This window comes from Alphaproteobacteria bacterium HT1-32 (assembly GCA_009649675.1).
Lineage (GTDB): Bacteria > Pseudomonadota > Alphaproteobacteria > Rhodospirillales > HT1-32 > HT1-32.
In genome coordinates, this window is record WJPL01000001.1 from 1456997 (window position 1) to 1471473 (window position 14477).

General features: G+C 58.3%; 12 protein-coding genes. 8 read left to right on the plus strand and 4 right to left on the minus strand.

Translation table 11 applies throughout. From position 1 onward, the window contains the following. The first annotated feature begins 36 nt into the window (after nt 1-36). From GH722_06910 to GH722_06935, 6 genes are all read left to right on the plus strand, one after another. Nucleotides 37-285, plus strand: a complete 249-nt coding sequence (locus tag GH722_06910; GenBank protein ID MRG71489.1) for a hypothetical protein — start codon at nt 37-39, stop codon at nt 283-285. A 40-nt stretch (nt 286-325) separates the two neighbouring features. Next, on the plus strand, nt 326-1654 hold the full coding sequence (gene mnmE, locus GH722_06915; protein ID MRG71490.1) for a tRNA uridine-5-carboxymethylaminomethyl(34) synthesis GTPase MnmE: 1329 nt from the start codon (nt 326-328) through the stop codon (nt 1652-1654). 78 nt (nt 1655-1732) lie between these two features. Continuing rightward, nucleotides 1733-3601 (plus strand): tRNA uridine-5-carboxymethylaminomethyl(34) synthesis enzyme MnmG, encoded by a 1869-nt coding sequence (gene mnmG, locus GH722_06920; protein MRG71491.1) that lies wholly within the window; start codon nt 1733-1735, stop codon nt 3599-3601. 99 nt (nt 3602-3700) lie between these two features. Next, on the plus strand, nt 3701-4288 hold the full coding sequence (gene rsmG / locus GH722_06925; protein MRG71492.1) for a 16S rRNA (guanine(527)-N(7))-methyltransferase RsmG: 588 nt from the start codon (nt 3701-3703) through the stop codon (nt 4286-4288). Further along, nucleotides 4269-5078 carry an AAA family ATPase gene (locus GH722_06930; protein MRG71493.1) on the plus strand — a complete coding sequence of 270 codons (810 nt, stop codon included), beginning with the start codon at nt 4269-4271 and terminating at the stop codon, nt 5076-5078. Before rsmG ends, GH722_06930 begins: the two co-directional genes overlap by 20 nt. Next, entirely contained in the window at nt 5075-6265 is a 1191-nt protein-coding gene (locus tag GH722_06935) for a ParB/RepB/Spo0J family partition protein (GenBank protein ID MRG71494.1), read from the plus strand. Before GH722_06930 ends, GH722_06935 begins: the two co-directional genes overlap by 4 nt. Nucleotides 6266-6300: 35 nt before the next feature. On the opposite strand, the gene GH722_06940 is transcribed toward GH722_06935, so the two are convergent. The 4 genes from GH722_06940 to GH722_06955 all read right to left on the minus strand — a co-directional run bounded on the left by GH722_06940 (nt 6301) and on the right by GH722_06955 (nt 11054). Further along, entirely contained in the window at nt 6301-7335 is a 1035-nt protein-coding gene (locus GH722_06940; protein MRG71495.1) for a DNA polymerase III subunit delta, read from the minus strand. Next, entirely contained in the window at nt 7332-7850 is a 519-nt protein-coding gene (locus tag GH722_06945) for a hypothetical protein (GenBank protein MRG71496.1), read from the minus strand. Before GH722_06945 ends, GH722_06940 begins: the two co-directional genes overlap by 4 nt. Next, entirely contained in the window at nt 7840-10389 is a 2550-nt protein-coding gene (locus GH722_06950; GenBank protein MRG71497.1) for a leucine--tRNA ligase, read from the minus strand. Before GH722_06950 ends, GH722_06945 begins: the two co-directional genes overlap by 11 nt. 107 nt (nt 10390-10496) lie before the next feature. Further along, complete coding sequence (locus GH722_06955) at nt 10497-11054, minus strand: DUF3576 domain-containing protein (protein MRG71498.1); 558 nt, start codon at nt 11052-11054, stop codon at nt 10497-10499. 275 nt (nt 11055-11329) lie between these two features. Here GH722_06955 and GH722_06960 point away from each other — a divergent pair, with 275 nt between their 5' ends. Both GH722_06960 and GH722_06965 read left to right on the plus strand, forming a co-directional pair. After that, nucleotides 11330-12400, plus strand: a complete 1071-nt coding sequence (locus GH722_06960; GenBank protein ID MRG71499.1) for a porin — start codon at nt 11330-11332, stop codon at nt 12398-12400. Nucleotides 12401-12515: 115 nt separating this feature from the next. Beyond that, entirely contained in the window at nt 12516-14477 is a 1962-nt protein-coding gene (locus GH722_06965) for a tetratricopeptide repeat protein (protein ID MRG71500.1), read from the plus strand.

Consider the following 14477-nt stretch of genomic DNA (forward strand, 5'->3'; position numbering starts at 1 on the left):
GGCAGGCGAACACCCCACTGAAGGGAAGATAGCAAGATGAAGATTACTGTTGATATCGATTGCACTCCTGAAGAAGCCCGAAGCTTCCTCGGTTTGCCGGATGTTCAGCCGATGCAGGCGGCGTTGCTGGAACAGATGCAGGAAACCATGGCCAAAAATCTGGCCGGGATGGATGCAGAGACGATGATGAAAACCTGGCTGCCGGCGGGCGTGCAGGGTTTTGAGCAATTACAGAAAATGTTCTGGTCGCAGTTTCAGGCAAGTGGAAAGTCAGACAAGACGTGATGTTTCCCGATGCTTTTGTATGTGACGTCGTGTGCGTGAGATGACTGCCGGACAGGCAACCATTTTCGCCCGATCCAGCGGCAGTGGTATTTCCGGTGTTGCGGTTCTTCGTCTCTCCGGTCCGCAGGCTGTGGAGGCGGCGCGGACAATGATCCCCGGCCCGTGGATCACGGCGCGTCAGGCCTCCTTACGTTATCTTCATGATCCGGAGACGGGAGAGACCATTGATCAGGCTTTGCTGCTCTGGTTCCCGGCGCCGGCCAGTTTCACCGGTGAAGATGTGGTGGAGATTCAGTGCCATGGCAGCAAGGCTGTTCTGACCGATCTCTATGGCATTCTGTCTCACCACCCGGGATGCCGCCCGGCGGAGGCGGGAGAATTTACCCGCAGGGCATTTGACAATGGCCGAATGGACCTGACCCAGGTTGAAGCCCTGTCAGATTTGCTGGAGGCGGAAACCACGGCACAGCGGCGGCAGGCCATCCATCAGATGTCGGGTGCGCTGGGCCGTCTCTATGATGGCTGGCGGGAACGCCTGATCCGGGCACTCGCGCATGTGGAAGCAGAGATTGATTTCCCGGAGGAGGACCTGCCGGAGGATATGCTGGCACCGGTCCGCGCAACGGTCGGGATGCTCCAGAAAGAAATTCATGAGCATCTTGATGACGGCCGGTTGGGGGAGCGCCTTCGGGAAGGTTTCCGGCTGGCCATTGTCGGCGAGCCTAATGTTGGCAAATCAAGTCTGCTGAACTGCCTGGCACAACGGGATGCGGCGATCGTTTCGGAAATGGCGGGCACCACCCGTGATGTGGTGGAGGTGCATCTTGATCTTGCGGGCTATCCGGTCGTGCTGGCTGACACCGCGGGGTTGAGAGAGACCAGTGACCCGATAGAACGGGAAGGGGTGATCCGGTCTCGACAAAGGATATCCGAGGCGGATCTGGTTCTTCATGTGTTTGATGCTCGGGCCGGGGGCCCGGCAGAGACTATCGAGACGGAGGGCACACCGGTCCTGCTGGTGGCAAACAAGACGGACCTGCTGGACCGAGTGGACAACCACTCTCCTGAAAGGATCGGGGTGTCCGCTGAAACGGGTGCCGGTATCGGGGAGTTGCTGCAGGCAATTGCCAGGCGGCTTGACCTGAACCGGTCTTCCCGTTCCGAAGACACTCCGTTAACGCGGGCCCGTCATCGGCAGGCGCTGGAACTGGCACTGGTCTGTCTGGATCGTTTTCAGACAGCCCCTTTACCTGAACTGGCGGGGGAGGATCTTCGGCTCGCCATGCGTGAAATCGGCAGAATTACCGGCTCGGTAGATGTCGAAGACCTTCTTGATGTTATCTTTCGGGATTTCTGTATCGGGAAGTAGTGTTTCACGTGAAACATTCGGTTGTCCGGGGCCGGTTCCCCTTTGACTTGGATTGGGCAAATCCATACATTCCGGCTTATGCAACAGAATTATGATGTCATCGTTGTCGGGGGCGGACATGCCGGCTGTGAAGCAGCCGCGGCAGCTGCCCGCATGGGCGCGCGCACAGCATTGCTGACCCATCAGCTCGACAGCATTGGCGTGATGTCCTGCAACCCGGCAATTGGCGGTCTGGCGAAAGGCCATCTGGTTCGCGAGGTCGATGCGCTGGATGGATTGATGGGCCGGGTAATTGACCGCGCCGGCATTCAGTTCCGGATGCTGAACCGAAGCAAGGGGCCGGCTGTCCGGGGGCCACGGGCGCAGGCCGACCGAAAGCTTTATCGCCTGGCGATGCAGGAAGAGCTGCGGCAGATCGACAATCTGGATCTGGTTGCAGACCCGGTTGCAGACCTGATGACCACGGATGAGGGTGTGATTTCCGGGGTCGTCGGCGAAAGTGGCACCTGTTACGCCTGCCGGGCGGTGGTGATCACCACGGGCACCTTCCTGCGCGGCGTCATCCATGTCGGTGAATCCCAGACATCCGGCGGGCGGGTTGGGGAACAGCCTTCCGTGAAGCTGGCGGAACGGCTTGAATCTCTGGGCCTGCGAATGGGGCGCCTGAAGACCGGGACGCCGCCCCGGCTTGATGGCCGGACGATTGCCTGGGACCAGCTTGAAGAGCAGCTGGCCGATGATCCGCCGACACCATTTTCATTCCTGACAGAGAAGGTGACGGTTCCGCAGATTTCCTGCCATATCACTTATACGACGGAACAGGCTCACGCGGTCATCACAAAGAATCTTGACCGGGCGCCGATTTATTCCGGCCAGATTTCAGGGACGGGTCCGCGTTACTGTCCGTCTATTGAAGACAAGGTTGTCCGGTTTGCGGACAAGACCAGACATCAGATATTTCTGGAGCCTGAAGGGCTGGATGATCACACGGTCTATCCGAATGGCATCTCAACCAGTTTGCCCGCCGATGTGCAGGCAGAATTTCTGAAACATATCCCGGGGCTTGAGACAGCGGTCATTCTGCAACCGGGATATGCCATTGAATATGATTATGTTGATCCTCGGGAACTGGATAGCCGACTGGCCCTCCATAAATTACCGGGCCTGTTTCTGGCGGGCCAGATCAATGGAACGACCGGATATGAAGAAGCTGCCGCTCAGGGTTTGATTGCAGGCACAAATGCGGCGCTGGTTGCCGGTGGCTCAGCTGAACAGTTCACGCTCGACCGGGCTGATGGCTATATGGGCGTGCTGATTGATGACCTGACAACCAAGGGGGTTTCGGAACCCTATCGGATGTTTACGTCCCGGGCAGAATATCGATTGTTGCTGCGGGCTGATAATGCGGACCAGCGTCTGACGCAGAGAGGCATTGATATCGGACTTGTCGGCGAGACGCGGCGGGTGGTCTATGAAACCAAGGCCGCCAAACTTGCCCATGCGCGGGCGGTGATGGAAGAAAGTCAGGCAACGCCAAACGCGTTGATCAGTTTCGGGATAAATATCAATCTGGATGGACAGCGACGGAACGCTTTCGAATTGCTGGTTTATCCGGATGTAACCTGGGAACGGCTGGTTGAGATATTCCCGGCCCTTGGCGAGATTGAACCGGCCATCGTTGAGCAGCTTTCCATCGACGCGCTGTATCAGGGCTATGTTGCCCGACAGCAGGCGGACATCGACGCCTTTCGACGGGATGAGGCTCTGCGTCTGCCGGCTGATCTGGATTATTCAACAATCGGCTCGCTTTCGAATGAAGTGCAGCAAAAACTGGCGGCGGCGCGGCCAGAATCTCTGGGGGCGGCGGCCCGGATATCAGGAATTACCCCGGCAGCGCTGACGGCCTTGCTGCGTTTTGTCAAAAAGGCAGGCAGAGAAGCCGCTTGACCACCGCCACTGTTTCACGTGAAACATGTCTCTGCCTTTTTTGGAGAGACGATAACCGTGGTCGAGCCGGACAGAGAGACTCTGAAACAACTCGAGGCGCTGACTGTTTCACGTGAAACAATTCAGCGACTCGGTGTTTATGCGGACCTTCTGATCAAGTGGAACTCCCGAATAAACCTGATCAGCCCCAGGACCATCAATGATATCTGGCAGCGTCACATTATTGACAGTCTGCAATTGCTGCCCCATCTCTCGGAGGCACGTCCCATCGCAGATATCGGATCGGGCGCCGGATTTCCCGGATTGATGCTGGCGATTGCCGGGGTTCGGGATGTTCACCTCATCGAAAGCGACCAAAGAAAATGCGCTTTTCTGAGGGAGGCGGCCCGTATAACCGGGGCCGAAGTGACCCTTCACCCGGAGCGTGTCGAGAATTGCGGGGGGCTGCGGGCTGGACTTCTTGTCTCCAGGGCCTGTGCGCCGGTTGGAAAACTGCTCGATCTGGGCCGGTTTGTTGCGACCGAAAAGACACAATGTCTGTTTCTCAAAGGACAACATGTTGATGAGGAATTGACCGAAGCACACAAAAAGTGGTTTATTGAGGCTCATCGGGTCCCCAGTATGACGGATCCGGACGGCATTATCCTCAAAATTGGAGCGTTTCGACATGTCGCTGATCGGAACTGACCCCGCCAGACGGCGTCCCCGTATTATCGCTATCGCTAATCAGAAGGGCGGTGTGGGTAAGACCACGACCGCGATTAATCTGGGAACGGCCCTGGCTGCGGCAGGTAAAAAGACCCTGATCATTGATCTGGACTCCCAAGGCAATGCGAGCACGGGCCTTGGTATTCCGCGTGAAAACAGGACGCTGAACACGTACCACACCATGATTGGCGAGGTCTCCCTGTCGGAAGCCGTTCAGGAAACAGCGATCCCGAGCCTTTTCGTTCTGCCGTCCGGGCGGGATCTGTCGGGCGCCGAGGTTGAGCTGGTTGACCAGCATCGCCGGGAATATCGTCTCCGGGATGCGATGTCCGGTCAGATCGACAGCTATGATTATGTTCTGATCGACAGCCCGCCGGTGCTCGGCCTGCTGACACTCAATGCCCTGGTTGCCGCGCAGGCTGTTATGGTTCCGCTGCAGTGCGAATTTTTTGCGCTGGAAGGGATCAGCGATCTGATGCGCACAATTGAGCGGGTGAAGCGCAATCAGAATCCGCGACTGGAAATCCAGGGAATTGTCCTGACCATGTATGACGGTCGGAACAACCTCTCCAATATGGTGATGTCCGATGTGCGCGATTTCTTTGGAGACAAGGTCTACAAGACAGTCATTCCGAGAAATGTGCGTGTTTCTGAGGCCCCGTCTCATGGCAAACCGGTTCTGGTCTACGACCTGAAATGTGCGGGGTCGCAGGCTTATATTCATCTGGCGAGTGAAGTGTTGAACAGAGAAAACGGATTGGCGGCATGAGCGATAGCGAAAAGATGGACAAAAAAGAAAAACGCAGCGCCCTAGGCCGTGGTCTCTCTGCGCTGCTGGGTGATGATGCGCCAACCGCCGCAGGCACAGATGCGGGAAACGCTGGCGGCACGGGTGCGCGCAATCTGCCGACCGAGAAAATCCGGCCGAACCGTTATCAGCCGCGCCAGGTCTTTACGTCAGAAGACATTGATGAACTTGTTCTGTCGATCAAGGCGCAGGGTGTTCTGCAGCCGATTCTGGTGCGGCCACATCCGGATGATCCTGATGCCTATGAGCTGATCGCGGGGGAGCGTCGCTGGCGCGCCTCACAGATTGCCCAGCTCCATGAAATTCCTGCCGTCATTCGCTCACTGACAGATCAGGAAGCGCTGGAGCTGGCGCTGGTCGAGAACCTGCAACGCAAGGATCTCTCGATTATTGAAGAAGCAGAGGGTTATCAGCGACTTATCGATGATTTCCAGCATACCCAGGAAGATATCGCCAAGGCTGTCGGGAAAAGCCGGAGCCATGTGGCAAACACCCTGCGTCTGCTGAATCTGCCAACACCAGTTCGTGCGATGGTGGAAGAAGGACGCCTGAGTGCAGGCCATGCCCGGGCCTTGCTGGGGTCTGACCATGCGGTTCAGCTGGCAGAGCAGGTTGTCGCTAAAGGTCTGAACGTTCGGCAGACGGAACGATTATCCCAGGGCGGCAAAAGCAAGGGAAGTGGCGGCAGTGCTTCAGGCGGCGGATCGAAAGATGCGGATACGCTGGCACTGGAACGGGATCTGACGAACCGGCTGGGTCTGGCTGTCTCCATCAATCCCCGGGGGCAGGGGGGCGAGATTGTCGTGGCTTATCGTTCGCTTGAGCAGCTCGACGATATTCTGGCCCGGCTGAGCAGCGATCCGGATGCTTATGAAGATGAGGATCTGTTTGCCAAGGAAGAGCTTGATGAAGATGAAATGCGGGCCCTTCTTGAAGAAGCCGAAGACGAGGATAGCGGCGAGCCGGCCTTGAGCGAGCTTGATCTGCACCTTCATAAGCAGGATTCCGAGGATGCCCCGTCCGGTGCACTCGGGCAGATGGGGTGGAAGTCGGGAGATACAAAAGTAACGGTCCGGGCCTCTTCCGGTAAGAAATCCGAAGATATCATCCGCGGCTCCGGCTGGAAAAACCCGGAAGCTTCCGCCTGATCACCGATTCTGCTGAGAAAATGCTGACGCTCTGCTCAGCGTCGGCGCATCCCGGCCCGTGCTGCCTGGCAGATGCGCATCAGGGCGCGGTGGCAGATCGCCTCATCCGGCCGACCCGTTGTCTTGGAATCCAGCTCGGCTTCGGTCAGCAGTTCCAGTGCTGTTGACAGCCGGTCGAGGGTCCAGATCGAAAGCTGGTGCTTGAACGCATCCTTTACCTTGAAGAAGACAGGGGGGCGGATTGCCCCGATTGCCTGATCTGCGGACTGGCCCTGCCGCATCAATCCGGCTGCGTAATGAAGCTTGTGCAGGTGGCGTTGCACGGCGAGGATAATCGGAATGACGCTCATCCCTTCTGCGCGAAGGGCCTGAATGGCGACTTCCAGCTGGACCGTCTGGCCGCCAGCCGCGGCCTGTACCACGTCATCTAGTGCCGTGGCGCTGCTGTCACCAAAACAGACAGTTGCATGGGCCAGCGTGATGGCTTTTTCCTGGCCCATATAGAGCATCAGCTTTTCATATTCGCTGAGGGTCGCTTTCCGGTCTGAACCTGTATGGCTGAGGATCCAGTCCGTGGCATCCCGGTCGATGCTGTAGCCGTTTTCTTTCAGCAGGCGCTGAAGCAGTCCTGCGCGGTCATTGTCGCTGTCCCCGTAACAGGGGCCCGCCACGGCAGTTTTATCTTCTTCGGCCAGTTTCCGCAGTTTTGAGCCTTTGGAAAGGTTGCCGGCCTCGATTACCACCAGGTTGTCGCAGGTCTTTGCAGAGAGAATGGATTCCAGTCCGTCGACCATGTGATCGGCCCCGTTGCGCACGCGGACCGCACGGCGGCCGCCCGTCAGGGCCATGGCGAAGGCTTCATCGCTGAGCCGGGCGGGATCGTCTTTCAGGTCGGCTGAATCAAGGTCGGCAACCCGGAAGGGATCCTGCAGGTCACCGGCGACGGCGCGAATTGCGGCTTCGACGCGATCACGAACCTGTCCGTCATCAGGACCATAGAGCAGCAGAACACGTGTTTCCGGGTTTGGCGCGGCCACGAACCGGTCGAGATTGCCATCCCGGAGGATCACTGTGTGCTCCGTCGCGCCCCGGCCTGGTCAAGATAGAACAGGGAGAGCCGGGTCTTGATCTGACTGGCGATCTGTTCTGCGCCCCGTCGCCGGGCATCTTCCCGCGCGCTCTGGGTGGCAAACTGGGAGCTGAGAATGTCATAGCTGTTGACGCTCTGATAGCGCCCGGCGAGGAGACTGCGGTTATCGCCGGTCGCAACCAGCTTATATGTCGCGAAAATCAACAGGTTGGCGCGGGTTGATGAATCATCCTTGCGGATACCGAGATCCTGTTCGGCCTCCTGCAAATCGACGATGAGGCGATATTGCGGATTGTCCGGCTCCCCGTAGGGATTCAGGCGGTCGAGCAGTTCGTTTCGAAGCTGCTGTCCGATACGGTCGTCGATAAATTCCACCGTCGTGCTCTGAAGGCCGGTGGTCACGGCACCGCCGGCAAGCCGGGGATGGTTCAGCGGACGAAAGCCGCAGCCGGTGAGGCCGACGAGGACAATGATGAGCAGAAGCCTATGCAACAATGTTCACAATCCGGTTGGGGACAACAATGATCTTGCGGGGCGTTTTGCCGTCCAGCTGTGCGATTACCTTCGGTTCAGCCAGGGCAGCAGCCTCGACTGTTTCCCGGTCAGCGTCCAGAGCCATTTCGATGGTTGCCCGCATTTTGCCATTGATCTGTACGCCGATCGTGACGCTCTCATCAACCAGCAGCCCGGCATTGGCAACCGGCCAGGAGGTCTTGATAACCGGATCAGTATGACCGAGTTGCCGCCAGAGTTCATCAGCGATATGCGGGGTCATCGGAGAGATCAGCATGATAATCGCTTCGAATCCGAAACGGGCGAGGCCGGGATTGCCGGGCTGGCTGAGATCAAGCCCGCTTATCAGGTTTGAAAGCTCCCGGATGCGGGCCACAGCCTTGTTGAAATGGAACCGGTCCAGATCAGCGGTCACGCCATCAATGGCCTTGTGGATCGCGCGGCTGACATCGTCATCCCCATCACGCCGGGCAGGCTCTGCCGGGGTTGCGCCGAGAATGTCTTCGCCCAGTTTCCAGAGCCGGTTGAGATAGCGCCAGGCACCATCAACACCTGAATCCGTCCATTCCAGATCGCGGTCCGGCGGGCTGTCGGAGAGCATGAAAAGGCGGGCAACGTCGGCACCGTAGGTCTCCAGAATGCTTTCCGGATCAACCACGTTCTTTTTCGACTTGCTCATCTTCTCGGAACGGCCGGCGGTTACCGGTCGGTTGTCAGGCTGAGCGACCAGACTGCCATCTTCAAGGGTGATGAGGTCAGAGGGCAAAACCCATTTACCCTTATCATCACGATAGGTTTCGTGGCAGACCATGCCCTGGGTCAGCAGGCCATCAAACGGTTCATCCTGAGTAACATAGCCACATTTCTTGAGAGCCCGCATGAAGAATCGGCTGTACAGCAGATGCAGGACAGCATGTTCAATGCCGCCGATATACTGGTCCACCGGCATCCAGTAAGCGGCCGCGTCGCTGACCCCGGTCTCGCTGTTATGCGGATCGCAGAAGCGAAGGAAATACCAGGAGGATTCAAAGAAGGTATCAAAGGTATCGGTTTCCCGGACCGCAGCCTTGCCGCAGGCCGGGCAGTCCACATGCTTCCAGGACGGGTGACGCGCAAGCGGATTGCCGGGTTCGTCAAAATCGATATCCCTTGGCAACTCAACGGGCAGGGCGTCGGCGGGCACGGGAACCACACCACAGTCAGCACAGTGAATGATCGGGATCGGACAGCCCCAGTAACGCTGACGGGAGACACCCCAGTCACGCAGCCTGTAGGTCACGGAGGTCTCACCGACACCGGAAGCTTCCAGCCGGGAGGCAACCTCGGTCTTGGCTTCGGCAACGGTCATGCCATCGAGGAAGTCGGAGTTCCCGAGGCGGCCGTCCCCTGTATAGGCGGTATTGCCGACAGAGAATGTGGCAGCATCGACATCATCGGGGATGACGACGGGAAGGACCGGCAGGTCATATTTCAGGGCGAAGTCGAGATCCCGCTGGTCATGTGCCGGACAGCCGAAGATAGCGCCGGTGCCATATTCCATCAGGACAAAGTTAGCGACATAAACCGGCAACTGAACACCGGGGCGCAACGGATGACGGGCGAAGATCCCGGTCGCAAAGCCTTTCTTTTCGGCTTTCTCGATATCGGCTTCGCTGGTGCTCATGCGGTTGCACTCAGCAATGAAGCCGGCGAGGTCCGTATTTGAGGCTGCCAGTTCCTGCGCCAGCGGATGATTGGCGGCGATAGCGCAGAAGGAAGCCCCGAACAGGGTGTCATGCCGGGTGGTATAGACTTCCAGCCGGTCTTCACGGCCTTCAAGCTCGAACCGCAGGCGGGCACCTTCGGAACGTCCGATCCAGTTATGCTGCATCAGCCGGACCCGGTCGGGCCAGCGTTCCAGCCCGTCGAGGGCGCTCAGCAATTCTTCGGAATAGTCGGTGATCTTCAGGAACCACTGGGCCAGCTTGCGCTTTTCAACCAGAGCACCCGAGCGCCAGCCCCGACCATCAATGACCTGTTCGTTGGCAAGAACCGTGTTCTCGACCGGATCCCAGTTGACCCAGCTTTCCTTGCGATAGACCAGGTCATTGGCCAGGAAATCGAGGAACATCTTCTGTTCGTGGCGATAATAACCCGGTTCGCAGGTCGCCAGTTCACGATCCCAGTCATAGGACAGGCCCATTGACTGGAGCTGCGTGCGCATGGCGGCGATATTTTCCCGTGTCCAGTCGGCCGGATGGGAGCGGTTTTCAATCGCCGCATTCTCCGCTGGCAGGCCAAAGGCATCCCAGCCCATCGGATGCAGCACGTTGAACCCCTGCGCCCGTTTATAGCGGGCGACCACATCGCCCAGCGTATAATTGCGGACATGGCCCATATGAATGCGCCCGGACGGGTAGGGGAACATCTCCAGCACGTAATATTTTGGCCGGCTGCGGTCTTCCTGTACGGCGAAGACCTGCTGGTCCGCCCATTGCTTTTGCCAGTAGCTTTCAGTTTCCTTGGCGTTATATCGCGCCATCAATGTTCTCTCGTCTTCTGATGAAAAGGGTATCCGGTCAGTGCTGACTGCGGCGACCGGCAGGGATTAAGCTGACCCGGACCGGGGCTGCGCGGTCAGAGGTCCGGTTACTGGGTCTGTGACAGGGTGCGGCTGCGAAGTTCCCGCGCATGGGCCAGGATCTGGTTTTCCAGCTGGGTATTGGTCGCCGGTTCAACCCGGGAATCAAGCCATCCGCCCGAGCGGTCACGTGTCTGGCGGAAAACCGCAACACGCACGCCGTCAGAGCGCAACTGACCGCCAAGAATGTAAACATTCATCTTGAACCGCTCCGCCGGTGCATCGGGCGGGGAATACCAGTCTGTAATGATGACGCCCCCAAACGGATCAGCTGAAGACAGCGGCATGAAGGTCAGGGTGTCGAGGGAGGCGCGCCAGAGATAGGCATTGACGCCGATGCCACCACCGCCATTTCCTTCCTTGGAACTACCGTCGAACAGTCCGGTAATGCCACCGGCACCGAAGACGGAACTGCCCCGGTCGCTGTCCGAATAATTGCCACCCGTATCAATTTCGCCGGGAGCGCGGTCTCTCGGGTAATCACCTTCAACGGGAATATTCTCACATGCGGCAAGGCCCGCCATCAGTGTCAGTCCCAGTCCGATATATTTAAAAGTCTGCAGCATCACGTTTAACCCGGATTCTGTTTGCGCCAGTGTTATACACGTTTCTGCGCCGGACAGCCAAGCCCGGCCATTCCTATCTGTGCAATGACCGTAAACCGGCAGTCCTGCTGGCCCGCAGACAATCTGTGACAACTTTGCAACAGTATGGGATATTTATCACAAACCGGTGTTTCTCTCACTTGACCCGAAAGCCGGTACATGTGCTTATACGCCTCGTCGCAAGACATCCAAACGTTTGGAACAAATTATCCGGTAAATCGGAAGGAATTATCGAAATGAAAAAGATCCTCTTCGGAACGACTGCTCTCGTCGCAGCTGGCCTGGTCACCTCCGCTCATGCAGCAGAGAAGATCAAGCTCGGCGTCAGTGGTTACATGTGGCAGGAAGTTGGCGTTGCTGACTCCCGCGCTGGCCAGACCACGGTCAACCTCGTGTCCAACACGGAAGTTCACTTCAAGGGCAGCACGACCCTTGATAACGGTCTCACCATCGGTGCTGACATCCAGCTCGAAGGCAACAGCCAGGCTGCTGACCAGATCGATGAAAGCTATGCTTGGATCGAAAGCAAGACCTGGGGTAAAGTTATCCTCGGTACGGAAAACGGCGTTGGCGATCTGATCACCACGCATGCTCCGGGCGTCGGCCCGATGGGCATCGACGGCTCGAACGCCACTTACTGGTTCACCAACACCGGTTCAGCTGCACCGACATCAATCGATGCTTCTGACTCAGGCGATAACGAAAAGCTGACCTACATCTCGCCGAAGCTCGGTGGCATGTTCCAGGCTGGTGTTTCCTACACGCCGAGCACGGATGCAGAAGACGGCAAAGGCCCGTCGGCAAACACATCCCTGCACAATGTTGTTGAAGGTACTCTGCTCCTCGACACCGATATTGCCGGCTTTGGCGTTCGTTCCAGTGTTTCGGCTCTGCATGGTTCGAACCAGGGCGCCAACAACCGCACGGTTTACAGCGCAGGCCTGAATGTTTCCTACGCTGGCTTCACCGTTGGTGGTGGCTGGGGTCGCCGGATCAACAAAGGCGCAACCACAGACGGTTCCGCTTACAACATCGGTGTTTCCTATGCGACCGGCCCTTATGGCCTGTCCCTCGGTTACCACAACGGTACGGCTAACGGCTCGAACGGCGATAATGGTTCAGAAGACGGTTTCACCGCTACGGAACTGGCTATGAGCTACAAGATCTCTGACGGCGTCGACTTCAAGTCAGGCGTTTCCTACGTTCAGTTCGAACAGGACGTTGAAACCAATCCGCTTAACGGTGGTGGCAACGGCTACGAGAACGACGGCTGGATCTGGATCAACGGTATCTACCTGAGCTTCTAAGTTCAGATCAGTTATCGATCCTGGAAAGGGCGGCTTCGGCCGCCCTTTCTTTTTGTCTTTTCGGTGCTGAAATGCTGATCTGAGAACCCTGTTTCTCAGCAAGACGAGCATATGAATGGCGTTCAATCCGGGGTTTCGAAAACCGAAAGGGCTGCCGCAGAGCCCGGCAGACGAAATACGCGGCCTCATTTCAGCGGGTCGCCTGGATGCGGCTGAGAAAAAACTGAAACTGCTGCGCCGGACCCGGCCCCGGGATGCGGATTTGCTGAATATGTCCGGTGTTGTTGCCCTGCAGCGTACTGACCTGAAGGCGGCCTGGGCGCATTTCTCGAAAGCGGCGGCTCTGGCCCCGGACCGGCAGGATATTCTGCATCATCTGGGTGAGGCCAGCCGCCTGACCGGGCAGTGGGATGCCGCCGCGACGGCTTATCGTCAGGCGCTGGCAAAGGGTGCATCAAAATTCACCACATGGCGCGGGCTCGGGCTGGCATTGCTGGCACTGGGTGACGCCACAGGTGCGGTGACGGCGCTTGAGAAAGCTTCTGCCGGCAGTCCCCGTGACCAGATCACCCTGCTGAAACTGGCAGAGGCACAGGCCGCGGCGGGGGAGGGTCAGGCCGCAATTTCGACAGCCCGTCAGGCACTGGCCCTTGATCCGGCGAGTTCTGCGGCCCGGAATAATCTGGGTGTGCTGTTGCTGAACGGAAATTTCCCGGAAGAAGCCGCAGACCATCTGCGACAGGCAACAGATCTGGCACCGGACCGGCCGGATTACCGGCTGAATCTTGCGGCAGCCTGCCGTGCGGCGGGCCTGATGGAGGAGGCAGCAGGGCATTATGCGGAGGCCATCCGGCAACCGGAAACACCGGCTTCGGCGCTGTCTGCCTATGCCAGTCTGCTGGAGACCCTGAACCGGACAGAAGAAGCAGAAGACCTGGCCTTGCAGGCACTGGAGATCGATCCGGATGACGCGGCAGCATTACTGACCCGGGCCATTCTGTGCCGACGGGGCAAGCAGTATCAGGCCGCGCTGGATATTCTGGAGCCGATGGAGGGTAGGACGGATCTGGGCTACGAACTGGCAACCTCCCGCTATTTTGAAATGGGAACCAATTTCGACCGGCTCGGGCGCTACGATGACGCCTGGCTGGCATTCTCCCGCTGCAACGACATACATGACCGCTCTGACATTGCCCATCCGATGGACCGGGATGCGTTTTTTGCCGATATCCGCAATGCGCGGGATATCTTTACCGGGGAGCGGGTTTCCCGCTGGCCGGTGGATATTGCCGATGATCAGCCCGCGCCGGTTTTTCTTGTCGGTTTTCCGCGATCCGGCACGACCCTGACCGAGCAGATACTGGCAGCGCATCCCTCTGTTCTGGCAACCGATGAACGGGAACTGGTTCGCGGTATGGCGCAGGCCGCCTCGTCGATTCTGGGCCGGGACTTTGCCTATCCGCAGGATATTGATGCCATCGAGGACCGGCATATACCGGCGTTCCGTCAGGCCTACCGTGATTCCGCGGCGGCCCTGTTCGGCGAGGCAATCCGGGGCAGGCTGCTGCTCGACAAGCTGCCGCTCAATATCGTGCATCTCGGTTTCATCCGGCGGATTTTCCCGGAGGCAAAGATACTTGTGGCGCTTCGCGATCCGCGGGATGTCTGTCTCAGCGCGTTCTGCCAGAATTTTCAGCTCAATACGGCGATGATTCAGTTCCTGACCATTGAGCGCACGGCGGAAGCCTACTGCGCAGCAATGGGCCTGCTGCTGTCTTTCGAGAAGGATCTGGGCCTGCAGACACTCAGATTCCGCTATGAGGATGTGGTGGCTGACCTGCAGGGCGAAGCCACGCGGATTCTGACCTTCCTGGGGCTGGACTGGACAGATGAGATGCAGGGTTTTGCGCAGAAATCTGCGGGCCGGGCGATATCAACCCCGTCGGCCCGTGATGTGGCGTCCGGTCTTTATACCCGCGCCCTTGGCCGGCATGTCAATTATGCCGCACAACTGGCCCCGGTTGCGGCTGACCTGGCCCCGTTCCTGCGTGAACTGGGATATGACGACGGTAACTGA